The sequence below is a fragment of the Collinsella sp. AM24-1 genome (genome assembly GCF_003470325.1).
Classification (GTDB): Bacteria; Actinomycetota; Coriobacteriia; order Coriobacteriales; family Coriobacteriaceae; genus Collinsella.
In genome coordinates this window covers 58,249-83,950 of record NZ_QRHM01000006.1, presented here as the reverse complement: position 1 = coordinate 83,950, position 25,702 = coordinate 58,249, and the positions used below count along the sequence as shown (strand labels likewise).

Annotated in this window: 13 protein-coding genes and 1 tRNA gene; 1 reads left to right on the top strand and 13 read right to left on the bottom strand. The window is 58.8% G+C overall.

Translation table 11 applies throughout. The features are described from left to right. Positions 1 to 48: 48 nt before the first annotated feature. The 13 genes from DW661_RS03670 to DW661_RS03610 form a co-directional block, all read right to left on the bottom strand. Positions 49 to 390, bottom strand: coding sequence for a 4Fe-4S dicluster domain-containing protein (locus tag DW661_RS03670; protein ID WP_117630030.1), 342 nt, complete (start codon positions 388 to 390; stop codon positions 49 to 51). Between the two features lie 7 nt (positions 391 to 397). Then, the gene (locus DW661_RS03665; protein WP_117634596.1) at positions 398 to 1,486 is read right to left on the bottom strand and encodes a nickel-dependent hydrogenase large subunit; all 1,089 of its coding nucleotides are present in this window, start codon (positions 1,484 to 1,486) and stop codon (positions 398 to 400) included. Between the two features lie 5 nt (positions 1,487 to 1,491). Beyond that, entirely contained in the window at positions 1,492 to 2,211 is a 720-nt protein-coding gene (locus tag DW661_RS03660) for an NADH-quinone oxidoreductase subunit C (RefSeq protein WP_118934683.1), read from the bottom strand. Beyond that, complete coding sequence (locus DW661_RS03655; RefSeq protein ID WP_117634600.1) at positions 2,211 to 2,828, bottom strand: NADH-quinone oxidoreductase subunit B family protein; 618 nt, start codon at positions 2,826 to 2,828, stop codon at positions 2,211 to 2,213. The genes DW661_RS03660 and DW661_RS03655 overlap by 1 nt, the downstream gene beginning before the upstream one ends. Positions 2,829 to 2,840: 12 nt before the next feature. Next, the gene (locus tag DW661_RS03650) at positions 2,841 to 5,723 is read right to left on the bottom strand and encodes a proton-conducting transporter membrane subunit (RefSeq protein ID WP_118934681.1); all 2,883 of its coding nucleotides are present in this window, start codon (positions 5,721 to 5,723) and stop codon (positions 2,841 to 2,843) included. A gap of 180 nt (positions 5,724 to 5,903) precedes the next feature. Beyond that, a complete protein-coding gene (locus tag DW661_RS03645; RefSeq protein WP_117564058.1) occupies positions 5,904 to 6,299 on the bottom strand; it encodes a helix-turn-helix domain-containing protein in 396 nt (131 codons plus the stop codon). Positions 6,300 to 6,753: 454 nt separating this feature from the next. Next, on the bottom strand, positions 6,754 to 17,424 hold the full coding sequence (locus tag DW661_RS03640; protein WP_118934679.1) for a hypothetical protein: 10,671 nt from the start codon (positions 17,422 to 17,424) through the stop codon (positions 6,754 to 6,756). A 39-nt stretch (positions 17,425 to 17,463) separates the two neighbouring features. Next, a complete protein-coding gene (locus DW661_RS03635; protein WP_117640496.1) occupies positions 17,464 to 18,408 on the bottom strand; it encodes a hypothetical protein in 945 nt (314 codons plus the stop codon). Between the two features lie 14 nt (positions 18,409 to 18,422). After that, positions 18,423 to 19,262, bottom strand: coding sequence for a hypothetical protein (locus tag DW661_RS03630; protein WP_117855371.1), 840 nt, complete (start codon positions 19,260 to 19,262; stop codon positions 18,423 to 18,425). Then, positions 19,263 to 20,312, bottom strand: coding sequence for a hypothetical protein (locus tag DW661_RS03625; RefSeq protein ID WP_118934677.1), 1,050 nt, complete (start codon positions 20,310 to 20,312; stop codon positions 19,263 to 19,265). A 284-nt stretch (positions 20,313 to 20,596) separates the two neighbouring features. Next, complete coding sequence (locus DW661_RS03620; protein ID WP_117855374.1) at positions 20,597 to 21,901, bottom strand: ATP-binding protein; 1,305 nt, start codon at positions 21,899 to 21,901, stop codon at positions 20,597 to 20,599. A gap of 235 nt (positions 21,902 to 22,136) precedes the next feature. After that, positions 22,137 to 24,167, bottom strand: a complete 2,031-nt coding sequence (gene bilR, locus DW661_RS03615; RefSeq protein WP_118934675.1) for a bilirubin reductase, long form — start codon at positions 24,165 to 24,167, stop codon at positions 22,137 to 22,139. A gap of 453 nt (positions 24,168 to 24,620) precedes the next feature. Beyond that, positions 24,621 to 24,697, bottom strand: a tRNA-Met gene (locus DW661_RS03610). A gap of 196 nt (positions 24,698 to 24,893) precedes the next feature. On the opposite strand from DW661_RS03610, the gene DW661_RS03605 reads away from it, so the two are divergent. Beyond that, a complete protein-coding gene (locus tag DW661_RS03605) occupies positions 24,894 to 25,667 on the top strand; it encodes a type III pantothenate kinase (RefSeq protein ID WP_158565210.1) in 774 nt (257 codons plus the stop codon). Positions 25,668 to 25,702 lie beyond the last annotated feature (35 nt).

Below are 25,702 nucleotides of genomic sequence, written 5' to 3'. Positions count from 1 at the left end.
GCGGGGCATTTTTCCCCCGCCGGCCCCTATTCCAGTTCTACCCCTGCGCTACTCCGGCTTGGTTTCTACTGTGGGAGTCTTGTCCGCTGCGACTGGGGTGCGGGCGGTGTCCATAGTCAGGCAGTGCTTGGGGCAGCTCTCGATGCACTCACCGCACACCACGCAGGCATACGGGTCGATCGACCACGTTCCACCCTTGCGATCGACTGCGAGCGCGCCCGCCGGACAGCGACGCGCACACATGCCGCAGCAGATGCACGCGTCCATGTCGTTGACGATATGCCCGCGCAAGCGCTCGGGTGCCGCGAGCTTCTCCTGCGGATAGCACACCGTTACCGGCTGCTTGACCATAGAGCCCAAGGCCGTCTTGGCAAATGTCAGCAAACTCATGCCGCGCCTACCTTTCCGTGCAGCTAATGCAGGGGTCGATGGTCAGGATAATCATGGGCACGTTGGCAAGGAGCACGCCCTGCAGCGCATGTGTCAGACCCGCCAGGTTCTGCGACGTCGGCGTGCGCACGCGGAAGCGGTCCAGGTTCTTGGTGCCGTTACCGCGCACATAGTAATACGCCTCGCCGCGCGGCTGCTCAATCACAACCTCGCCGCGTGCGCCGTCGGCCGGCGTAAGCTTGGTGCGCCCGCCGATCCCGTCGTGCGGAATCTTGCCCACAAGCTCCTTAATGATGTCCATGGCCTGCGTGACCTCGGCACAGCGCACCTGGCAGCGGGCATAGCAATCGCCATCGGTGGCGACAACCGGCTCAAACGCAGCCAGGTCCGCATAGGCACCGTCGCTAAACATGCGCACGTCGTAGTCCACGCCCGAGGCGCGCCCAAACGGGCCGACCATCGACAGATCCAGCGCGTCCTTCTTGCTGATCACGCCCACGCCATGCAGGCGCTCGCCACAGCTGACGTCGTCCAAAAACGTATGCACCAGGGCCTCGTAGTCGGGACGCATGGCATCGAGCGTCTGGACAATGCCAGCCAGCTCGGAGTCCTCAATGTCGTGCTTTAGGCCGCCGATCTCGTTAATCGAAAGGATCACGCGGCCACCGCACGTGCTCTCGAAGATCTTGAGAATCTGCTCGCGCAGGGTCCACGACCGATAGAACAGCGCCTCAAAGCCAAAGGCATCGGCGAGCAGGCCCAGCCACAGCAGGTGCGAGTGAATGCGCGAAAGCTCGTGCAAAATGGTGCGGATATACTGCACGCGCCCGGGCACCTCGATGCCGAGCATGCGCTCGCAGGCGCTGGCATAGCCGTAACTGTGGCCCACGGCGCAGATGCCGCAGATGCGCTCGGCGATGTAGCCAAACTGATGCATGTCGCGCTTTTCGGTGAGCTTCTCGAGTCCGCGGTGCACAAAGCCGATCTGCGGAATTGCCTCGAGAACGCGGTCGTCCTCGATCACCAGGTCCAGATGAAGCGGCTCGGGCAGCACCGGGTGCTGCGGGCCAAACGGAATAACGGAGCGATGTGCCATGGACCTTACGCCTCCTTTTTCTGCTTGTCGCGGACGACCTTGGCGGCAAGCGCCGCGCGGACCTTGGCCGCTTTCTCGGGATCCATGGCGGCGAGCTTTGCCTCCATCTCGGCGGCTTTAAGTGCGGCCTTGGCCGCGGCCTCGTCATGCTGAGCATCGGAGCCGGCAGCCGCAGCGGGCCGAGCGACGGCGGCGCCCGCGGCATCACCAGCGCCCGCGGCGCCCTCCCCTGCAGCAGCCGCAGCAGCGGCGGCCTTCTCGGCCACGGCCTTGCGCGCCTTGGCCTCGGCAGCGGCACGGACCTTCATGGCTTTCTCTCGCGCAGCCTTCACCTCGGGCGTGATAACGCTCATGGGCTCGGCAGTCGAGACCTGGTAGAAAAAGCCCTTAAAGTCGATCTGCATATCGGTGATGGCAAGACCGAATAGGTCGTGCGCTTCGTTTTCAAACGGGAATACCGCCGGATAGTACGAGCTGATGGACGGAATCTCCTGGTACCGATCAATTCCCTCAACCACCAGGTTCTCGATCGCATAGCTGCCGTCCTGCGCAATATGCTCCTGAGCAGCACGAACGTTGATAAACGTATAGACCAGGCGATACGATCCGTCGTCCACACAGCGCTCGGCGTGCATCTGCACAAAGCGGGCACCGGCGCCCTTGAGCGCCTGGACATGCGACAGAAGCTCGTCGAGCCCAACGGTGGTATAGATAGCCTTTTGCATTACTCGGCCTCCTTTGCAGCGACGGGCGTCTCAGCAGGTGCGTCGCCAGCAGCGGGTGCGGCGGGCTTCCCGGCAGGCGCGTCACCGGCACCGTCAGTCCCGGCCCCCGCAGCCACAAACCCGTCCTCGCCCAGCTCAACGCCACCGTCCCAGGTGGCGGCGCCGCCCACGGTGAGCGGATCGCCGCCGGCGCGCATCACGGCCTCCTTCTGGTCCAGGATACCGCACGCCTCCACGATGGCATCGATCACCGTTTCGGGACGAATGGCGCACCCGGGCGCGTACACATCCACGGGAATCGCGCGGTCCACGCCGCCGATCACGTTGTAGGCATCGCGGAATACGCCGCCCGAGCACGCGCAAATGCCGCATGCCACCACGCACTTGGGCTCGAGCATCTGGTTGTAGATCTGGCGCACGATGGGCAGGTTCTGGGCATTGACCGACCCCGTCACCAAAAAGATATCCGCATGCTTGGGGTTGCCGGTGTTGACCACGCCAAAGCGCTCCGCATCGAACAGTGGCGTGAGCGAAGCAAGCACCTCGATATCGCATCCGTTGCAGCTCGAGCCGTCGTAATGAATAACCCACGGCGAGCGCGACATTTTATGATCCATGGATGCCGCCTCCTAAATAAACACGTCGACGAGGATGGGCATAAGGTTGAGCAGGCCAAACACCAGCGCCACGCCCCAGCCGAGCTTAAAGCAGCTGCGCCAGGTGCTGCGTGCGAAGGTGTTGTCGATCAGCACCTCGACAAAATACGTCGCGGCCATCACGACCAGGGCTACGACCCAGCTCACCGGGTTGTCCCAAACAAAGAACATGCCCACCCACATCAAAAACAGCACGGTCTCGCACCAGTGCATAAGGGTCATCTTGGCCAGCGTGCCGCCGCTCATCTCGGTGGCGATGCCCTGGACAATCTCCTGATGCGCGTGATGCGAGTACGAAAGGTCAAACGGCGACTTGCGTAGCTTGATGGTGAGCACCGCAAGCAGCGCCAGGAAAATGGGCGCACTGTACACGATGATGGGCGCCGACTGCCCGGTCACGGCGATGGAATCGAAGCTATCGGTGGCAAGATACAGGCCCACGCTCATCAGCAGAACGGCGGGCTCGTAGCTCATAACCTGCAGCAGCTCGCGATCGGCGCCGACCTGCGCAAACGGGCTTTGCGTCGAGGCGGACGCCAGCACCACAAAGATCGCGGCGAGCGTCACCATAAAAGCGCACAGCAGCGTGTTGGAGCCCGACACAAAGATGCCGCCGCCCACGACGGTAAAGATGAGCGCGCACGCCATATAGGTATCGTCCATGGTGTTTACGCTGGCAGGGGCCTTGCGCAGCAGCTTGGCAACGTCGTAGAAGGGCTGCAGCAGGCGCGGGCCCACGCGGCCCTGCATGCGAGCCGAAAGTTTGCGGTCGATGCCGTCGATCAAGCCGCCCGCAAGCGGCGCCAGCAAGGCAAACGCCACGGTGCCAATAAAGATGCCCACGACGCCCGAACCTTCGAAATACTTGCCGCGCAGCACCGAGGGCGCGCTCATGGCAAGCCGCTCGGGCCCAATCCATGCGCAACACAGCAGCGCAAACAAGATAATGCTGCAGCATACGACGCTACCCGCGGGGCCAATACGCTTCTCGCCAAGGGCGTCCTCCGAGTACCAATTGCGCTTTTCGGCCTTCACCTCGTGTCCCATCGAGCCGCGGAAATGGCGATATTTGTCGGTTCCCACGCCCGAAAGGTACACGTTGACGTGCGGTTTGTTGCTCACGCGGAATGACGTCAGCAGCACCACGGCGATAAAAGCCACGATAACCACCATCAGATACATGGCGTCCTTGCCAATAACGTACGGCACGCGGCCAAACACCATGGCCAAGTAAGGCGACACCAGGCCGCTCGAGATGAGCGGGAACGCCACGCAGCAAAGAATCAGCAGCGCGGCGATGGTGTTGAGGGCCATCCATTCGGTCTTATGGACATTGACCTCAACGTTTTGAGCCGTGGGGTCGACGCCCGAAAGCTTGGCAAGCCACTTGCCCCAGAAGAAGAACGTCGCGGCCGAGCCAAAGGCAAGCACCATGATCATGAGCACGTTGCCGGTCTGCGCAAACGCCACCAGGGCGCCCCACTTGGACACGAGCATGCCAAACGGCGCCACAAACATGCCCATAATGCCCAGCATCATCAGACGCGTCAGGTGCGGCATGCGGCTGAACATGCCGTCCATGTCCTCGATATTGCGGCTGCCGATATGATGCTCGGCCGTGCCCACGCACAGGAACAGCAGCGACTTGGCCACCGTGTGGAACAAGATCAGGAAGATGGCCGCCCATACGGCCTCGGGCGCGCCGACACCCAAGCAGGCACTGATGAGGCCCAAGTTGGAAATGGTGGAGTACGCGAGCACGCGTTTGGCGTTGCTCTGCGAGATGGCCATGAGTGCAGCGAGCAAAAACGTGATGGCACCCACACTCGTGACCATAAAGCCGGTCACGGGGTAGATGGCATAGAGTGGGCTCAGCTTGACCATCAGGAACACGCCGGCTTTGACCATGGTTGACGAGTGCAGCAGGGCGCTCGTGGGAGTGGGTGCAACCATGGCACCCAACAGCCAAGTGTGGAACGGCATCTGTGCGGCCTTGGTGAGCGCGGCGAGCGACAACAGGATGACCGGCATCACCAGCAGCGCGGACTGCGCGGTTCCGGTGCCGGAAAGCTCGATCATGCCCGAGATGGTCAGCGGCATGCCGTTAACGTGCAGATACATAAGTCCGGCCAAAAACGCGATGCCGCCCAGCATGTTGAGGATGATTTGGGTAAAGGCGTTCTTGATGGCCTCGGGCGTACGCGTGTAGCCAATCATAAGGAACGAACACACGGTGGTGATTTCCCAGCCGCAGAACAGCCACTCAAGGTTGTCGCTCGTCACGATGACGAACATGGCCGAGAGGAACAGGAACATGAGCGCCAGGAACTGCGGGCGACGGTCGGGCGCGGTCTGCCCGCGCAGCGCGGCCTCGTGCTCGTCATGGGCCTGGAAGTCCTTCATGTAGCCCAGGGCATACAAGCAGATTAGACTGCCAACGATGCCGACGGCGAGGACCATGATCACGCTCATGTAGTCCAGGTAGAGTGGCGTTGCCGTGACGGCTTCGGCCGCGGGCAGCGTCATGGCTGCAAAGGCGAGCGAGCCCACCAGCTGGACTATGCCGAGCACCGTGGTGAGCGCGTTCCTATATTTGTACGCGTTGTACAGGATGACAGCGCACAGGATGACGTCGATAACGGAACTGATGATCGAGAGCACATGCGAGGTGCCGGGGGCAACCTCAAAGCTCTGCGGACCCGTGCCAAAAAACATGACGGCGACTACAACTGTCACCGCCATAATAATGCCGGAGCCTATGAGCCCCGCCGCATCGCGGGCGCGGTCACCGCGCGCGAGCAGCATGCCCAGCGCCGGTACCAGCGGAAACAGGGTAAGGAAATACAGTAGCGTCATACCATCACTCCCCCATGCTAAAACGCTGCAATTGTTTAACGTTATAGCTCAATTGAGGAGTAGCGGCGGCGGGTTTTCGGTCAACTGGGGAGTTTTAGGCGTACGGGGTAAGGGCACGCCCGCATTGGAGCAGAGGGGCGGCAAGAAAAATGCGCCCCTGTGGGTGCACCATCCCGTTTGCTATTCCGCCTTTTTAACGCGCGGCTTGCGACCGCGCGGCTTATCGACCAGTGCGGACTCACCGCTCTCGCGGTACTGACGGCACCAAGCCTTGACCGAAGACTCGCTAGGAATCTTGTGCTTGATCATGGCCTCGCGAACCGTTAAGCCGTTTTCCAAGCGGTCCTTGACCACGGCGAGCTTAACTTCGTACGAATAGGTGTGATGATGCGAACCGGCGTTGAGAACGGCGTCGGCACCGCCCACGGCATATGCGCGGGCCCACTGACGAGCCGTGGCCTGGGGAATGCCGAGCTCCGCGGCGAGGGCGCGATGACCGACCCCCTCTTGGAGGACCTCGACGGCGCGCTGCCTAACCTCGGGCGCATGCGTGCGAGTCCTTGTTGCTTCCGACATACCTGCCACTTCTTAGCCTTAACCGTTAATCTGCTTTCTTACGTGCATGTTAGATAGTAGCATTTTGCTGTTTGCGCGTAACAGTTAATTGAAAATCGTACGGCGGCATCTGGGCATTTGCCATTAATTTGCAACAGTTCTTTAGGTTTTATTTACGCAGCTAGTTAGCTCGCGGCTCATTGACGGTGTTTTACCAACCAGATTGGTATCTTTTTGTTTGGCTGGTATGGTTTGTGTAATTATTAACCCCTCTTCAGCCCGCACCTACATGTCAACTTTCCACTTACTTTCCAGCTTTCCACCTAGCTTTCCAGCTTTCCACTTAACTTACCACCTAAGGTGGAAAGCTGGAAAGCTAGGTGGGAAGCTGGGGCAGCAGCAGGCCAGGAGAACAAGAAAAGGGGCGGCAACCGGGTGGTTGCCGCCCCCTTTGCGAAGCCAGTTGGCTTCGGAACTAGTGGTCGATGCCGTTGAGGTTCACCCTCGTGAGCGTATAGGTCATATAGTCGGGCGATTGAGGCGTTGCGCTCGCCACGTCACCCTTAACCAGGCTCGCTGTCATCACCAAGCGATAGTTCGCGTAGAACTGCTCACGCTGTTCAACCTGCGTGTTGACCTTAACGGTAAAGGGCAGGCTAAACGTCGTATTACCGTTCTTCGTTTTGAACTTGCCGTTCTCCTTCGAGTCAGTGAAGGTGATCGTGCTACCGGAGGGAGCGACCGCGGCAAGCTTACTCTCCGTCACTGTTACGTAGTTTGAGATATCATCCGTTACGCTCTCATACGTGCCGTCGGTTCCGCGGCGCTGAAGCGAGAGCGTGTACACAACAGAGTCTGCGTTCGCAATTGCCTCGGCGGCGTTGCTGAGTCCACCCAGTTCATACGTGGCACCCAGACCAATCGTGCCATTCGCGATCGGACGCAGGTCGTCCACGTTAATGCCAAGCTGCGACTTATCTGGCGCAGAAAGCGTAATGGTCGTATCACCCGTGTCCATGCGATAGTACCCGACGTTACCGCGCTTCGTCTGCGTCAGGCTCGAGGTATTAAGGCCTTCCTTACGCGTCGAAAGCTTGGCGGTATAGGACATCTTGGTACAGGCGTCCTCGCCAGACTGCTTGGACAGGGAGATAACCTTGTTGCAGCCGTCCGGCGTAAGGCGAATCTCTTCCACTACCGTACGCACGGTAAAGGATCCGCCCGCTGCACGCTTGCGGATTCCGGCAAGGTCATGGTCGAGCGTGAGCCTCAGTGAGTCATCACCCGTATCCGTCACAATCTGTGTAAACGCAGGCGTCGAAGCGTCATACGGCTCCCAATCGCTGCCACTCCACCTGTAGTTCTGATTGCCGATGGCAACATAGAACTTCGCAATTGCCGAAGTTCCGCTCGGGAAACTGCTTACTCCCATTAGGTTGTTGTTGGCGCCATAGCGACACAGCGATGTATCGAGCTGATAGAACAGATGGTCGCTCTCTGTATAGTATTGGCTCGGGCTAAACGTAACCGTATCCATGACATCGAGAGAAAGAACGTAGGCGGCACCGTCCTCCGACTTCGAAACCGGAATGCACGCCCCATCTTTTTTGTCGACTACATTCTGCTCATAATTGGACAAGATGCTGTATGTCGATGCCGTACTGTTTTGAATATCGTCGCTGCCATCGGTGCGTAAAACATGATGCAGATTCCAAGATATGCGGCCACCCGAAGAATTCGAGTCAATAGACGAAGCCGTAAAACCGTTGATACTAGCTTGCGTCACGCCGTCGCCCGACTTGGGCACGTTGACAACTAGGTAGACGCTCTCCGATGCACGCTTCTCTCTGCCGGTATCCTTCTCCTTGGGTACCTTTAGCGTATAGCGACTGTTGCTGGGAACGTCAGCACCCGCAACCTTAAACAGCGTCCACTTGCCATCGAGTTTCGCTTTAGCGGTCGCCTCTGCCTCGTTATCACACACGGTCCATGTGCCGGCGCCATCCTGCGTGGCCGACACACCCAAGATCTCGCTCAGCCATCGCTCCTGATATGGATTGCCCGCAGAATCCTTAAAGCCGTCGTTTCCGCTCAGGGAAACGCTCGTTGCTCCGCCTTCGCCCACCGTATAGTGATACTCTCTGCCACCGGCCTTGCCATCAACGTTCGCATCGATGAGCGTAAGCTGGGTGCCCTGGGGCAACCTTCCGTCGGCACCATTGAAGAGGATACTCTTGCCGAGCCCCTTCATCGAGCCGCCAGCAGCCATATAGCTGTCCCAGCCAAAGTCGACTTCCTTCCCATTGGCAGAATTGTATGTCCAGGTAAGCAGACCCGTCATCGGCTCGCCAAAGCTCGTAAGCACGTGTGCATCTTTTCCAAGGTTAGCGTAGTCTTTTTCTTTAAATTGAGTGCCGTAATCATACGTTGCAGTGAAATCGATCTCGAGCTTGCGCTTAACGATGATCGGCACCTGAACGTTGTAGCTCTGACCCGCCTCGGTAAAGGTAACGGTCAGGAGCGTAAAGCGACCTTTGCCGTTGTCCCAATCGGAGCTTGGGCTAAACGACATATTGTTCTTGCCATTGTTCACTACGCGAAGCGTGGGATTGTTCGACGCGTCACCGTCTTTAACGAACACACCGTCCTTGAGTTGGAAAACCTCTGCTTTGGCCGTCACGTGCGGATTGGTGCCATTCTCGTTATTCAATCTGCAGGCATCGGAGAAGCCGCCGTTCGTGACGATGTTTAGATAGCTCTTGACCGTCGTGTTGTCGTTGCCAGAGATCACCAAAACGGGGAAATCCGCTGTGGCTTGGTTGCTGCTTGTATCATTATTCGAATTGAACTTACTGGCCACGGATGAGGCATCGTAGCTCGACTTATTTTGATAGGCGCCGTTGTCATTAATGCCGCCGATATTCGTGTAGGTGTAGCGATCGGCAACACCGGTGCCTGCCTCGCTCTGGACGGTCGCCGCGGTGTCGATGGTGGCGCCGTCGCCAAACAGGTAGCGATCGGTGGTGTCGTTGTCGGAGGCACGCGCCGCCAGCGTGCTTACGGGGCTCGTGGTCACATACGGGCTCGCTGCCGTGGTGGCGGTATTGTCCGCGCCGTAGAGCGTGATCCCCTTGTCAGGTGCTTCCAGTGTGTCGTTATAGTCACCAAACGCGATATACGACTTCATGTTTACGGCGGCCGCATTGGTCGTGTAAACCATCGGCGGCAGATCACGCGTGGTCTTGCCGTTGCCGAGCTTTACGTTCACGCCCGCTGCGGAGAGGCTATAGCCGTTTGTGTCAACCTCGCCTAAGAGCACGCCCTGCTTAGAGCCCAATTTGTAGGTATTGCTGTCCATGAGCACGTTTACCAGATGGAACTGGCCGCGTCCGTCGCCCGCAATGCCGCCGTTGGAGGTTCCGCCAAACGTTGTGTTAGATACCTTTGTGTTGGTGACGTTGATGACGTCGGCACCGCTGTTAATCGCGCCAAGTAGACCGCCGCTCCACCTGCCCTTGATCGTGGCGCTCTCAATCGCGATATTGTTGCAGGCTATGTTCACATTGCTGAAGTAGTAGCCGATAAGTCCGCCCGAGCATTGGTCGGTGCCGGCAATGTTGATATTCTCGACGCTACAGTCCTCAAACCAGTACGTGTTGGGGCTGCCACTGCTCGTGACCTCGCCAATCAAGCCGCCCGCATTACGGATGCTATTGTTCGTTCCGGTGGCATCGCCGATGATGGCGCTCTTGGCATCGCCTCCGGCATCAATGCGCACGTTGCTTATAGAAATAACGCCTCTATAGGCGCTTCCGACCACACCGCCGGCGCCCATGTACTTATCGGTGTTCGACCCGGTGGCGAGTACATTTACCCCAGAGATGACTGCCGTGCTCGATGCGACGGCTTCCGTGATGCCAATTTTGGTGTTCACCGATACGTTACTGGAGGTATAACCGAACACGCCGCCCACGTAGGGTGTTGTACCCGTGGCGGTTATGGTCGAGTTTTTGCCAATAGTCTTCTCGTATACCCCTGTGGCCGCGGTTGTCCACACGCCGCACGGCGAGGCGATCGCACCCACATAGCCGCCAACGTACTTCTCGCCCGTGACGCTAAGGCCAGTGTATGAGCAGTCACAGAGATTCGCGGGCGCCTGCGTGCCGGAGCCGAAATTGACCATATAGGTCACGTCGTTATCCGTCCTTCGGCTGGTACGGCCCGAGCTGCCAAGAAGCCCTCCTACGCTCTTTGCGCCCAACACGGTGCAGTTCTTCATCTGTACGTTGCGGTAGACGCCACGCGTGTTGCCGTCGTAGTTGGCCGTTGCGCCCGCCAAAAGGCCGGTGCCGATGAGGTCGTTCGATGCCGGTCCCGAGGCAATGCTACCGTTGGCGTCTTTGTACGTGAGCGATACGTTGCAGTTACTAAAGGTGAGGTCTTTGACCTGAGCGCCGTCATTCGCGGTGACGCTCTGCCCCACATTGGTTGAGGTGAACATCACGGTGCTGAATAGGCCGCCCACGCCCGAGACCTTATAGTCGTCATCGGCATATTCGACGACGCCGTAAGTGGCATCTTTGGTGCCCACCGTGATGGTGGCCCCGTTGCCGTCGATCGTTGCCACGTGCGGCGTGATGCGGTCGCGATCGGTGGACGCCTCGTTCGAGCTGCAAGCATTGGAATAGTAACGGCCGCTGAGACCCACGTATCCCGTGCCGTAGCCAGTCATATCATAGGTGGCATTTTCCTTGAACTCCAGGCTCATGCCGATCGATTTCGACGCGCACACGTAGCCCGTTTGGTAGTCGGCAGCGTAGGACGCCACCAGGTAGGGCGAATTTACATCGTCATCATGGTTGAGCGGGCCGTGCCACCCCTGTTTGCCCGGGGCCTTCTGGTCATCGTTTTTGGCGGTTTCGAAATCGCCGGAAGCGCTCGCAGGCTTGCCCACGCAGTCGTAGCTGGCATTTCGCACCTTACCATATTCCTTGTTGCCAAACAGGTAGCCGTTTATCGCCGGGTCCTGCTTATCGCTGCCCCAGTACGCCTTGGAGCCGCGGAACACGCCATAATTAGCGTAGTCAGTATGTGCCGCTCCAGCACCCGCACCCGAGCTAATGATGGCCGAGAGCACCAAAAGGCCCTGGGCGTTTTCCACCGTGGTCACGGGTGCCTCGGCATCAGTGCCGATATACTTGTTGTCGGTGCCCGTGGTAGTGACGCAGGCAGCTCCCTTGTTTGTGAGCTCGTTGATCTTGTAGTTAGCGTTACCGTTTTCGACTTTGCAGCCCTCGCTAAAGGCATAGCCATCAATCACACGACCAACGTAGGGATTGTCGTACTGCCGGAAGTTGCCCGTTCCAAGACCCTGAGACTTGTCGCTGGTTCCAGCGCGCCAAGACGTCCCTGACATATTGCGGAAGATCACACCGCCGCCCGCAATGGCACCAACGTAACCGCCGATGGGAACAAGATGTGGCTTAGTTCCGCCACCAGCAACCGTAAAGCCGGTTGTGGAGTTATCGGGCGTTGTCCCATTCACGGCCACACCGTCGATAATGTTATCGCCGCCAAGGATGCAGCCGATAACGCCACCGAAGAACGACGTCGGAACACCGTCGGCATCCTTGGCAGAATAAGTAATAGTCGCCGACGCGTTCACATAGCGAATATTCAGATCGCGCACCACGCTGCCGTAACTATAGGGAATAAGGCCGCGAAGCGAACCCTCGTTATTCTCTATCTTGATGGTTGCCTTTTTATCACCTTTAGGGTTGCCAACGATGACGCCACGGAACGGGTTGGCTTTGTTGCCAAAACCGCCAAACGATGCGCCGTCGAGGGTGATCGTATTACCCCCGGTAGGTTCAATACTGTAGTACGCGCTTTGGATATAGCGGTGCATCATCTCGTCGGAAAGTGTGGCCGAAGGATCTGTGGTGTCGCCGGTCTTCTTTTCCCACTTCTTCCCAGTGTCTTTCGCCTGCTTATAGACGTACGTAACCTCATTGTCGGTTTTATTGTCGCTGCGGCGAGTACAGAGCGTACTCTGGTTGACGGCAATGGTGACCTCCCAACCGTCGAGCGCAGTTTGGTTGTTGATGTAGTTGGCGATGGCGTTCATCTCAGTCGCGTCCTTAACGGCATACGGATCGCCATATGTGCCGCATCCCTCTACCAGCTTTGGAATGCGCTGGTTGACTTTAATTTCATGATATTGGACGCCGCTCTCGGTGGCCTTTCCCTTATAAACATAAGGAAGATAGCCACCAAACCAAGGCCTGACGTCACCGTCCTTCTTACCATCAACCGTCACATAGCCGCTCACGGCACCATACGTCGCTTCGTCGTAATACCAAAGCTGCTTGCCCGGGTACTCCGTACTCCCATCAATCTCAGATCCGTATGTCACCTTGCCTGCATCGGCATCGGCATCGGCCTTAGTAAAGGTGTAGTCCGCAGAGCCCGTGCTCGTGCTTCCGTAGCCAAAACTCTCCAGCAGGCTCGCATGGGTGAAGATCGTTTTGTTCTTTTGGCTGGGCAAGCTGATTTGCTCAAACTTTGCCGTCACCTGATCGGCCTCACTGCCTACACCAAGCTTTCCGAACAGCGACGTAGCCGCCTTGGTGTCACTCGTGTACCCAGTAGTCTTGATATTCTTCGCGTTCAGGCTCACGTACTTCTGCATCTCGTTGATGAGCAGAGGCATATAGGCGTTAGCATCCGTGGCGCTGTTGGCGCCGTCGACAATCAGATTGTTGAGCGTAAGACCATCAATTGAGATCTTTCTAATCTTGGTGCCATTGCCGTCGCTGGACCCATACACGTAGCGGCACACGAGCGCGCCCGAAGAGCTTCCGCTTGCTCCACCAGCGTCTTCAGAGCTCTTTCCGTCATTAATAACGGGCCCAACAGTACCACGCAAAGTGACGTTTTTTACTGTGAGATCGCCGTTTGCCACCGTTCGAAAAAGACCGCAGTGCATGTTCTCGTGCTGGGTAGCATCGGAATTTAGCTTGTTGCCATTCTGCTCGGCCTTGATCTTGGAGTAGCAGAAGGTAATGGTCGCATTCTCAACCGTCACCTCTCCGCTCGGCTGAGTGGGATAATAGCTGTAGCCGGCCAAATCGATTGTACCCGTTATGGTTATGGAATCATCGAGCCCTGTCGTGCCATTGGGAACGATTGTCGAACGAATACCTTCGGGAGCATAACGGTAAGCAGACCATAAGAGCAGCTTTTCCGCTGTATCGATTTGACTGCCACTAAAGCCGCCTTCACAATTCTTAGAGGCTATGTCGAGGTTGTAGAAGTAGCGGGTATTGCCGTTCGTATTCTGGCTTCGACCGAAAGACGAGCGATTATGGTAGCTGTTGTCTTTTGTGGAATCGCCGTCCATGTCCAGCTTGTTTTTCTGTGTGTGTAGCGAAACGACCGTGTTCCAGTCGGCGTCCATGAGCTTGCTGCCGTTGTTTGGTTTTACACCGCTGCCAACCCATTCATCGAAGGACGTTACGCCCGACGCAACGATGGCCCCCTCGCCGGTGGGCACCCTATAGGCGGTATCCCAATAAGCCCTGTCCTCCAAGTACAGGCCTAGGTAGCTCTCGACGCCATATGTCGTCTTATCATCCACCTTGCAGCCGCGGCAAACTAGAACGCCGAGCGTCTGAGCGGCGCCCGCATTAATGGTTGTGCCCGAGAGATCGATGGCATAGTTGTTGATAATCCAGTGGCCGCTCGCGGCGTATACAAGACCACCGAGTTCCTTGGAATCATCCGCAGTCGCGGTTATAGAAGCGTTGGTCGTTTTCAGAGCATAAGAGTTTTCATTCTTGTTAATGCTCTCATCTCCGATAGTTACGACCGCGTTGCCCCAGCTATAACCCAAGAAACCACCCGTGCCATTGAGCTTATCGCCGTTCCTGCCGACTTTCATTTCGAATGAATTGAACGAAAGGCCCGAAATGTTCACGTACTTATCAGCTGAGTTGGCTATTGTCCCTGCATTGTAGGTACTCTGTGCGATGCAGCCGATAAGACCACCGACTTGGGCAATCTTGCCGCCGGCGCAATCGCCAGTTTCGATTGATCCGGCGACTTCGAGGCCCGCAACATTGAATGACGAGCCATAATCGCCCGCATAACCAATGGCGCCGCCAATGCGACTATTGCCGTTAAGCGTTTTAGTTGCAGCGATGGTCGCTTGAGCCTTGCTGTTATCCTTAAACGCAACCGTAGAAGCCGCCAGCACGCTGCCCGCAATACCGCCAATGTTCACGTCATTGGCAAACGTATCATCGCACGCGATATTCGTTTTGCACGTTACGCCAGACAATGACAGGTTGCCGACGATGGCACACGCAAGCGACCCGGCATCGATAGCCGAACCGTTATCGAACTTCATGGAGCCAGCGATTGTGACGTTGGAGATGGTTGCACCGTTGACGGCCGCGAACAAGCCCAAGCGGCCGTGGCGGTAGATTTTGCCGTTGCCGTTGCTCGTGTTATTGCCGTCGAGCACGTCTTCACCACGCTTGCCGTACGCCTCGCCGACGGCAAGATTGATTGTGCCGCCACCGTTCAACGTTCCCGAGAAAACTTGCGAGCCGTCTGCACGATCCTGCGTGAAACCCGTCAGGCCCGTGCCCTTGAGATCAATAGTGCCGTTCACCGTAATGGTCGAGGACTGCAAGCCGTTAAGGTTGTTTTCGGTAACGCCGTCAACCATCGAGTAGTAGCCGTTGGTTTGCCAGGTAATCGCAAGCTTGGCGAAATCCTCAGCTGTGGTTAGGGCGTAGGCACCGTTAGCTGCCGTCAGCGAATCCGGCAAGGTCAACTTATGAGTGTCCACATCAAGCTTAATGAAGTCGCCGCCCAGACGAACAACTTCACCGTAGGTCGCGATGTCGTCCGTCTTTGAGGCTGAGTTGCTACGCTTGAAGGTCCAGACCGCAGCGCCCTTGTCTCCCAGATCACCATTAGAGCCATTGCCGGCAGCGAAGATCAGCGCGTTGTGGTTCTCGTATACGAGCTGACCCGTCGTGGCGTTCTCGGCAAAACTTGCGCCCGACAGATCCGTGATGCCGCTGAATTTGATTACAGCATTCCACGCGGATCCCGCAATTCCCGCGGCACGGTTGCTTTGCGCCTTACCGATAGGATTGTCGCTTGTAAGTTTGAAATCTCGCACGTCAAGGACATTGCGCGTATCGACAACGCCCACGGCGCCACCGAACTTTCCGGTACCCGTTCGCGCCGAAGCATCTCCCTTGCACGCAACCGTCACGCCGTTGAAGACAACGGCAACGGGCTGCGAGTTAGGATTTGCGCTATCGCCAACATAGCCAACAACGCCGCCTGCGTCGGACAACTTGCTCGCAAGGTCAAACTCAATTGAGCACGTATTCTTATTATCTGCATCCTTTTCAACAACAAAGGCGCGCAAAGCGCCGTCGTCGTCCGTTTTCGTCGCGAACACCTTGCCGACAAGGCCGCCGTAGCTGCCGTTGACACTAACATCTTCTGGTAAGGCGAGTTTGCTCTTATACGTCCCGCCTTGCACCACGATGTCTCCATTAGAGATATCGGCCATGCCAAAAAGAGCGCCGGCGCGCTGCGACGCACCAAGAGTCACAAGGTCGCCCAGGTCGAACATATTGGACGTAACGGCAAATCCTTGCGCAAAGCTCACGTCGCCGATAACGCCACCAGAGCAAGCGCTGTTCTCGTCGCCAATATTTAGAGGACACCCAATCTGCTTATTATCCGCGCCCAGTGTGAGCACGGTCGCTTTACCAATAAAACCGCCGCTGGCAGTTGTGCCCTTGACGGTGAGCGCGTGTAGGTCGAGAGCTTTCGCGACGTTGACCATGGCACCCGTGCTCGAGCCAACGAGTCCTACAACGCCACCGGCGGAGCCGTTCGTAGACTGGACGGTGGCGGTGGGAACGTTTGCCAGAGTGCCAATGCTCAGGGTCGCACCGTCCTTGACTTCGCCTACGAGCAGGCCAGCGTTGCCAGAGCTCGTTTTGACGGCTCCGCCTGAGGTCAGATCGTTGGGGAACGTGACGGACTCAACCGTCAAGCTCCCGCTCTCGACCGTGTTGGCAATCAAGCCAATGTTGCCCGTCGCATTCGCGTTGAGATTCTTTCGAGAATCGGTGAGGCTATAGGTAACGTTCGCAGCAAGGTCGCCCGTCGTCGCACCCAGGAGGGGTGCCGTCAAGGCGGAAGTCGCATCCTTCACATCAACGTTCACGGGTTCCACGATGTCAACCGACGCGATGAGTGTCTTGCTCTCTTCGCCGTTTTCCGCACCGCTGACCTTCGAAGCGACCATCGGTGCGCTATAGCTAGTCGCGCCTACCCACTTTATCCTGACCGTTTTGTTTTGGTCAGACAGCTTGAGGTTATTAAAAACCGTCCGATCAGTCGTAAGCTCGACGGGACTATCAACGTCCCTATAGATCCTGCCTTCAAACGGACATTCATCACTGCCAAGACCCTGGAAAGACATGCCGTTATTAGCCGACTCGGTGAGCTTCGCATCGCCCGTGATGATAACCTTGATCTGCGCATCATAGTAAAGCGAAGCGTCGGCGTTAGACAGGACGGCGAACGCCTCCGACGACTTGACATCGAGGCTTCGGATTCCGCTCTCGTCGTCTTTGCGCACGATGCTTTCCGCGCCGTTCTTCTCGAGCAGCTCGACGAGCTTATTCAAATCCGTGATCGTCGCACCCGCCTGGGCATCAGCGTCCTCCGAAGTCGCATCATCGGCATCTTGCTCGGCGTCGTCAGCGGCGGCATCGTCAGCGGCATCGTCGCCTTCCGTCTGGTCGCCCGTGGAATCGGAACCAGTGGCGCTATCGGTGGTATCGCCTGCTGCAGCGTCATCCTTCACCGCGTCATCCCCAGCACTGTCGCTGTCGGCGCCGGCATCACTCGACCCAGACCCGATCGTGACATCGCCGTTGGTCTCGCCGCTCTCGGCAGTATCCAACGCCTTCGCAGATGCGGCAGCAATCTCGTTCGAGATGTTCTGCCAGCCTGCCGCCACAGCAGCCACCGTGGGCGAGCATGCTTGGAGCACCATGACCACCGTCATGAACTCTGCGAATATGCGCTTTGCCGTTCTCATCGATTCCGTACCTCTTATCCTAAAACTCCGCTTCCAGAGTTATCGAGTCTCCGTCGCGCCCGTCAGAGTAGTTCCGCTCACGCTAATGTCCAGGTCGCCCCAGCCACCGGGCGTTTTGCCGTCCGCTCGGTAAAAGTTGACGACCATCGAACCCGGCTCCATGGTGAACGTAGCCTTGCGAGCTGCAGCATCCACCGTCGCGCTATGGTTGGTCTCAAAGAACGGGTCGATCTCCACGTTCTCCCCCCACGTGAGCGTGACGTTTGCCAGTGCGCCCGTAACCGTCACGCGGTAGTTGTATGCAGCGTAATCAGCAAACTTGCCAGCCTCATCGACCAGCGCGCCCTCAACCGCAGCGGTCTTGACCTCGGCCCTCTTTGACGGCACGACTTTCGCCGCCAGACAGGCTAGCTCGGTGCCGGGGCTCTTCTCCGATACGACCGTGGCCTTAATCACAAAGTATGCTTGTCCCAACTTAGCCTCGGGGAAGGTCACGGTGTAGTCGTTCTTGGTAGGTTGATTCTCCGGAAGCGTGACGCTGCTACCGGGCTGGGGCGCATAGCTCCACGTGGCGCCATCGAGCCCGTGCCCCTCGACCGTCAAGGTGTATGTCACATTTTTGTCGTTGCAGAAGTTGCTGTTGCCCAGCAAGTAGTTGTAGATGCTAAAGGTAAAGTTGCACTGCCCGTTGTTGGGATACACCGTAACGGAGCGCTGGGCACGGGCGAGCTCGTCGGGGCTAGGCGCACTCATATAGCCCGTGAGCAAATCGCTTGCAAATAGGCTCTGCGCAGTGCCCGTTGCGGCGACGGACTTTAGAAATCCGTTGGCGGTGTAGGCGGAATAGGTAAAGTAGCCACCCGTCACGAGCGCCACGGCGCAAATAAGTGCGATTGCCGCCACAACCAGCTTGTTCTTGACTAGGCTCTTGCTTTTTGCCAGCTGCTCGCGCTCGGCATCCTGCTGTTTCTCTTGCTTCTCCATGTGCGCCCCCTCTCCTACTTGCCGCTCGTGTTGCGCGCGATCAGGTAAATCACGTCGGTCTCTTTGGCGCTCTCGTCCCACGAAAGCTTGATGATAAAGTTAAGCGTGTCATTGCCAGTCGAGTTGTCGAGTGTCTTAGCGTTGAGGTCGCCTTTGCCGAATTTCTTGTATCGGTAGAGCGGGCGCGCGTTGCGCTGGACGTTTTGATAGTCCTTGAATGTAGGGTCGCTTGCGCCCTCGCCCGGCACGGCTGCCAGACCGTCGTTCTCCTTGTTGATATATTCGAAGCTCGTCAGCAGGTTCTCTCCGGTTGCTTTCCAGCTATAAGATTTGCCGTCTGCGGTACCGCTCACGTCGGGCGTCTGGAGCGCAGACGTGTTCTCGGCTCTGTACAGCTCAATAGTGAGACCCGTAATGTTGGTCGTATTCGCGAGTTGCAGCTCAAAACCGTCACCGCCCGTCTGCACGCAAAACGGGCGCTTGAGCGTCACCGTGTTGCCGGTCTTGGTATCGCCGTATTCGGGGTTGTAGCTCAGGTCGACCTGCTCTGTTGCCGTAGCGTTGGGGCCCAGCACTTTGAGCTCCGCCGGCTCCTTGATCTTGCCAACGGTGGAGCCGCGATTGGCATCGACGAACCATCCGAGCGTCAATCCCAGCAACACGAGAAGCACGGCCACCAGACCCACGATGGCCAGGGATTCGCGACGGTGGTCGCTCACCCAAGCCTTGATGCGCTCGATGCGGCCAGCCGGACGCGCTTCGCCGTGCGAGCCGAACCCGTTGCCGCCGGGGTTTGCCGCTCCTTCGTTGTGTTTGATATCGCCCTGCTCGCGGGCATTAAGCTGCTCGTCCATTTATTTATCCGTCTCCTTGGCGGTGAAGCGCACGCGAATGTACTTGACGTTCTTGCCGATAATCTCGTCGGCGTTGTTGTAGTAGCTGGCGCAGGTTTCCACATCCGCAGAGGACATGCCGGCTCCGACAGGCGGAACCGCGCTAGGCGCCTGACCTGGCACGCTCGTGCTATCGGCGCGGAAATAGCGCGCGTGGTTATTGTTGATGTCGCCGACGAGGGTTGTGTATCCCCCCTCGTCGCCTGTGTTAGCGAAAAGGTTGCCACCGTAGCCGGCGTTGCCCGTGCGAACATAGCTCTTGAACTGTTCCGGCCAAATCCAGTAGAGGGTTTTGGTGACGGTTTCGGTCGTGCTATTTGAGTCCGCAGCGTAAAAGCTCGACTTTGGGATGGTAAAGCTCTGCGTAATGACGGTGACGCTGGCCCCGTCCTGGGTCACCGTGGTGGTCGTGGGGACCAGCGGATTCGAGTAAAAGCCAGAGGCATCTTTGCCCTGAAAAACCAGGATATGACCGCGCACCAAATCTTTAAGCGAGTTGATGATCTCTTCGTTTTTCGATGCATCCGCAGCAGTGCCGCCCGTGCCCGCAACGCTCGTCTGAACAGAAATTTCCCAGGTCATCTCCACCGTGATATCGTGCAGGTCATTGCAGAGCGGCCTGACGTTGAGCTGGAGCTGGCCGGCCGACCCCGGAGAGAGACCGCCATCGGTGCTCATGTTATTGAGGTTGAAAAGATTGTTCACGGCAAGGCTTGTACTGTCCGACGCGTAGTTGTCCTGAGTGTCGTACTTACCCGCCGTGCCGCCCTGCGTTCCCGAGAGCACAAACCGCGGGCCCTTCGCCGCGATCGTGCTCCCCGTGGCACTCACTCGGTTATTCGCGGCAAACCAGGCCAGGCATGCAAAGATGGCAACGATGGAGGCCAGCACAAACAGACCGCTCACCAGGAAATCCTTCCAGAAATCCTTGAGGGTCCGCACGTGCTCGTCGGCAGCTTGGCGGTACTCGGCCGCCGTCTTGTGCTGCTGGAGCTCGCTATGTCGGTCCATGCCACTCATCGTTTACGTTTGCCCTGCTAGCGGGCGTGCCATCCTTTCCGCTCGGTCGCGTTTATCCGTTGTTCGCAGGTAGAGAATTCAGGCAGAATACAACACCATACGATAAGGTAAAAGAATAGCATTGACCTGCGGTTTGCTCCACAGCGCAAGCCTTAATGATGTCTTAAAGATTACGAATAGCAGCTTCTTCCATATGCCAAGGACATGGTGCAAACAAACCTGACCACTTGCACCAATCCGCAGCACCGGGCAGCGGGCACACGGCGTGCCGCCCCTTAACACCCCAACGCGCGCACGGGTATCACGTAGATACCGTCCTCGACCTCGCGGGCGTACTCACCCACCCCCACAATCACGGCCATAAACTCCGGTTCGCGTGTGCGTGAACGAGGATTTCCACAGACCTTCTTGCGAACGCGCTTGAGGCTCTCAACGCCGGCGCTCGCCTTATCTTCGCTCACCTTAATCTCAAAGGCGGCCCACCGTCCATCGGCTAGCTGCACGATGGCATCGCATTCAAGGCCCGAATCGTCGCGATAATAGCGCACGGGCGTGCTATCCAGCAGGTCGAGCGAACGTGCGTAGACCGAAAGATCGCGTATGACCAAATTCTCAAACACTAGACCAAATGTCTGCCAGTCGGCAAGCAGCGCCTGCAAGGACATACCTAGCAAGGCGCAAGCAAGGCTCGGATCTGCCAGATAGCGCTTGGGCTTGACGGTAAAGCGTCGTTTGTCGCGCGCGGCGGGAACCCAACCGGGGACCTCCTCGAGAATGAACATGCCTTTGAGGGCATCCAGGTACCTGCGCACCTTGGTCTCGTCGGCAAACGCTGCGGGTTCCCCCTCGGCACCGAACATATCCATAAGAATCGTTTTATACGTGGTCGCCTGTCCCAGATTGCGCGCGATCGATGCGGAGACTCGACGAGCAATATCGGGGTCGAGACCAACCGCCGGGAAGCTGCTCGAAAACGTAGTGTTGAGATATTCGCGAGCGATGAGCTGGGCGTCAGCCGAAACCATATCGATCGCCTCGGGCCAGCCGCCGCGGCAGGCGGCTTCGACAAGCCCCGGTGTATCGCCATTGCACCGACAGGGCTCAAAACGATGCTCAAACAAGCCCGCCAGGCTCACCTTGCCGCTGGACTCACCTGTCTCGGCAAGCGTCATGGGGTACATGCGGACGCGGCCGATGCGGCCGGCTCCACTATGCGCGGGTGCCTCCGTCTTTGAGCCAAACGCAGGCGTGGCGGAACCCGTGAGGATATAGGCGCCGCGCGTGCCCCGGGTGCGGTCAACCTCGTGTCTAACGTAGTCCCAAATCTGGGGAACTCGCTGCCACTCATCGATAATATGCGGACGGTCTCCCAGCAACATCATCGCCGGGTCGGCACGCGCGAGGTCGAGATTCTCGTCGACATACGAGGCGGACGCCCCGTGCTCAAGCGCGGCCCACGTCTTGCCGCACCACTTGGTGCCCGCAATCTCGACCGCGCCAAAGACGCGAAGGTAGCGTTCGATTTGCGCATCCACGATACGCGGGATGTATCCGTCCCGATGTAGCCTTTCGCCCGCCATGAGCCACCCCCGCAGATTTCCAGTTCCTGCTTTCTGATTCCTCTATTCCACTGTAGCAAATTCGGATTTTCGGGTGGTTGCGATTCGGATTTTCATGTTCTAAGGAGTCGGATTTTCTGGTGCATGAAATTCGGATTTTCTGAACCCGCTGGTCAGGGGCGCCCTCATTGGCAAAAAAGGCGGGGAGCGCCGATACGGCACTCCCCGCCCACTCAATACGCGATAGCTTTCTTACTTAGAGCTCGTTGGCCGCGTGATACGCCGTGCGAATGGCGCTCGCAATGTCGGCGGTGCGCTCGCCCGAGCAGTCGCCCACGCAGGTCACGGGCACCGTTACGCCGTCCAGGTCAAACCCGTTGGCCTTGGAGCCCACGGCCATCACCACGTAATCGCAGGCGATCTTCACCGGCTCCTCGGCGCCGTCCTCGGTGGTGCGAACGGCCTCCACGCCCTCGTCGGTAATGGCGGTCAGGCGGGTCTTAACATGCTGCTCAACGTTGTGGGCGGCAAAGTCGTTCATAATCAGCGGCAGAATGGTCTCGGACTCGCCTGCGGCAATCTTGTCGAGCATCTCGACAATCGCCACCTCGCAGCCGTTCTGCAGCAGGTACTCGGCAGTCTCGGTGCCCACCAGGCCGCCGCCGATAACGGCGACGCAGCCCGCGAGCTCCGCCTTGCCGGCCAGCACGTCCCAGCTCGAGACGACCTTGTCCGAATCGGCGCCCGGAACGGGGATGACCACGTCGTGCGCGCCCACAGCCACAATCGCGGCGTCGGCGGCGTTGAGGTCCTCGGCCGTAGCGGCATGGTTGAGCTCAACCTTTACGCCCAGGCCGGGCAGAATCTTCTCGTAATACTCCACCGAGCGCATGATCTCGTCCTTGCGCGGAGGCGCGGCCGCCAGCACAATCTGGCCGCCCAGATGATCGCTCGCCTCATAGACGGTCACGTCGTAGCCGCGCTTGGCCGCCACGCGCGCGGCCTCCAGGCCGGCAATACCGCCGCCCACCACGGCGATCTTCTTGTCGCCCTCGCCCGGCTTAATGGCGATGGTCGCCTCGTCGCCGTTCTCGGCATTGAGCACGCACGAGATGTATTTGCGGTTTTGAATCGCGTCGACGCAGCCCTTGTTGCAGTTGAGGCACTCGCGGATGGGCTCACCCGTGGCGGCCTTCAGCGCAATGTCGGGGTCGCACATGAGCGAGCGGCCGTAGGCGATGATGTCGGCCGCGCCGTCTTCCAGAATCTTCTCACCGGCCTCGACCGAGACAACGCGGCCGACGGTTGCCACCGGCACGGAGACCAGGGCCTTGACGCGCTCGGCCACCGGCAGCGTCCAGTTGTAGGGCATGGCGCCCATGGGCGGAATGGTGTCTCCCATGTTGCCGGTGTGGTTGGCCTGCGCGACCTGGATCATGTCGATGCCCGCGCCCTCGAGCAGCTTGGCAAACTCGCAGGCCTCATCGGGCTGCAGGCCGCCCTTGCCGCGCGGCGTGCCGTCGGGGTTCTCCATGATCACGGGGAGCTTGTACTCCACCATCAGCTCCGGTGCGGCTTCCTTAATGGCGGCGACGACCTCCAGCGCGTAGCGAACGCGGTTCTCGAACGAGCCGCCGTACTCGTCGGTGCGCTGGTTGAGGATAGCCGAGCACAGCGAGCCCACCAGACGGTCGCCGTGGACCTCGATGGCGTCGATCCCGGCCTGCTGTGCGCGAGCGGCCGAGGCGGCGATGGCCTCCTTGATCTGGGTGAGCTGCTCCACGCTCGCCTCGTTCACAAAGTGCTGCATGTCGTGGTGCAGCTTGGCGTAGGCCTGCTTGCGAATCTCGTTGGACTCGGCCATCTTGGCGGCGAAGGTCTCCTCGTCGCCGGCGGCCTTGGCCTCCTGCGCGGCCTTGGCGGCGGCCATGGAGCCCATGACCATGCGGCCGACGCCGGGCACGTCGTACTCGGGATGGAACAGCTGCAGGGCGATCTTGGCGCCGTGCTTGTGGACGGCGTCGGCCAGCGCCTTAAACGTGGGGATCTGGGCATCGGTCGCCAGCTTGGGCGTGGGGCTCGCGGTCATAACGGGAGCGACGTCGCCGATGACGATGTAGCTCACGCCGCCACGGGCCAGACGCTCGTAAAAGGCCAGGCTGCGCTCGCCGATGGAACCGTCGCGCTCCTCGTAGCCGGTGGTGAGCGGCGGGAACATAATGCGGTTCTTGAGCTCAAGGGGGCCAACCGTAATGGGCTGGAGCAGCTTGGATGCAGGTGCGGTCATGGATATTCCTCTCTTGTAGGCGCGGCGGCGATGGTGCCGCGTAGTTGTCTAGAGGATATGGCATGGGAGCACAGTGGCGCAACGGAAATCGGCGAATATCAGGTGGCGGCGGGTGGATGGGGATGGGCGGGGCGGCCCGTCGGTTTATCTCAATCTGTAACAGTTACGCGGCAAAATCGGGTCTTACTGTTACAGATCGAGACAAACGGGACCCGCCTGCTAGAAAATCTCAATCTATAACAACAACTCGGCGAAATCCGTCCCTCGTGTTATAGATTTAGACAAACGGGACCCAATCCACCGGTATATCTCGATCTGTAACATCTAGCCGCCCAAATCGGGTCTAGATGTTACAGATCGAGATCTTTGATTGAGAGGTTGGGAATTGGACCGAAAACACGGTCCCGGAATAACAAAAAAGCTCGCCGGCTAGGCCGACGAGCTGCAAGTTCTTGGTCGCGGGGGCAGGATTTGAACCTACGACCTCCGGGTTATGAGCCCGGCGAGCTACCAGACTGCTCCACCCCGCAATGTCTGGGCGCCTCATGTGCGCAAGAAAGAATATTACGCGGGAGTTCGGTAAACGGCAAGGAAAATCTCGTAGAGCATAATTCCTTCATATTTAAACCCCTCAGCCCCTATCACCGTAAACGAATCGCGGCCGAGCGCCGTCGACGGCGCGTATACAATGGTGCGCGTCCTTTTATGCCAACACTGGGAGTAGACATGCTGCTCGCTATCGATATGGGAAACACGCAGACGGCCATGGGCCTGTTCGACGGAGACGAGCTGGTGCAGTCGTGGCGCATGCCCACCGACCGCTCCTATACCGCCGACGAGATCCACGTGCGCCTGATGGGTTTCTTTAAGATGTACGGCCTCTCGCTCGATGCGGTTGACGCGATCGCCTTTGCGGGCGTGGTGCCGCAGCTCTCGCGCGAGTGGCACGCCGTGGCCGACCGCATTGCCGCAGACGCCATCGTCATCGGGCCGCAGACGGCCGCCGTGACCAAGCTGCGCGCGGCGCGTCCCCAAGCCGTAGGCGCCGATCGCGTCGCTAACGCCGTTGCGGCCGAAACTTTCTACGGCGCGCCGGCAATCGTGGTGGACTTTGGCACCGCGACCAATATCGACGTCATCGATGAGGACGGTTATTACATTGGCGGAGCGATCGCGCCGGGCATCCGCATCTCCATGGACGCGCTTGCCGCCCGTGCCGCCAAGCTCGCCAGCGTGCCGCTCGAGGCGCCCGAGCATGCCATCGGCCGCGATACCGAGGAGTGCATCAAGGTCGGCGCCGTGGTGGGCGCTGCTGCCATGGCCGAGGGCCTGGTCGAGCGCATGAAGCGCGAGCTGGGCCGCGAGGATGCCACCGTTATCGCCACGGGCGGTCTCGCGGGCATCGTCGCCGATTCGACCGATGCCTTCGACGTGGTCGACGGACAGCTCACCATCAAGGGCATCTGCGAAATCTACCGCCGCATGCAGGAGCTGGGGTAAGGCAGGGGCTTAAGTCGAGCACGGGCGCGAGCGGC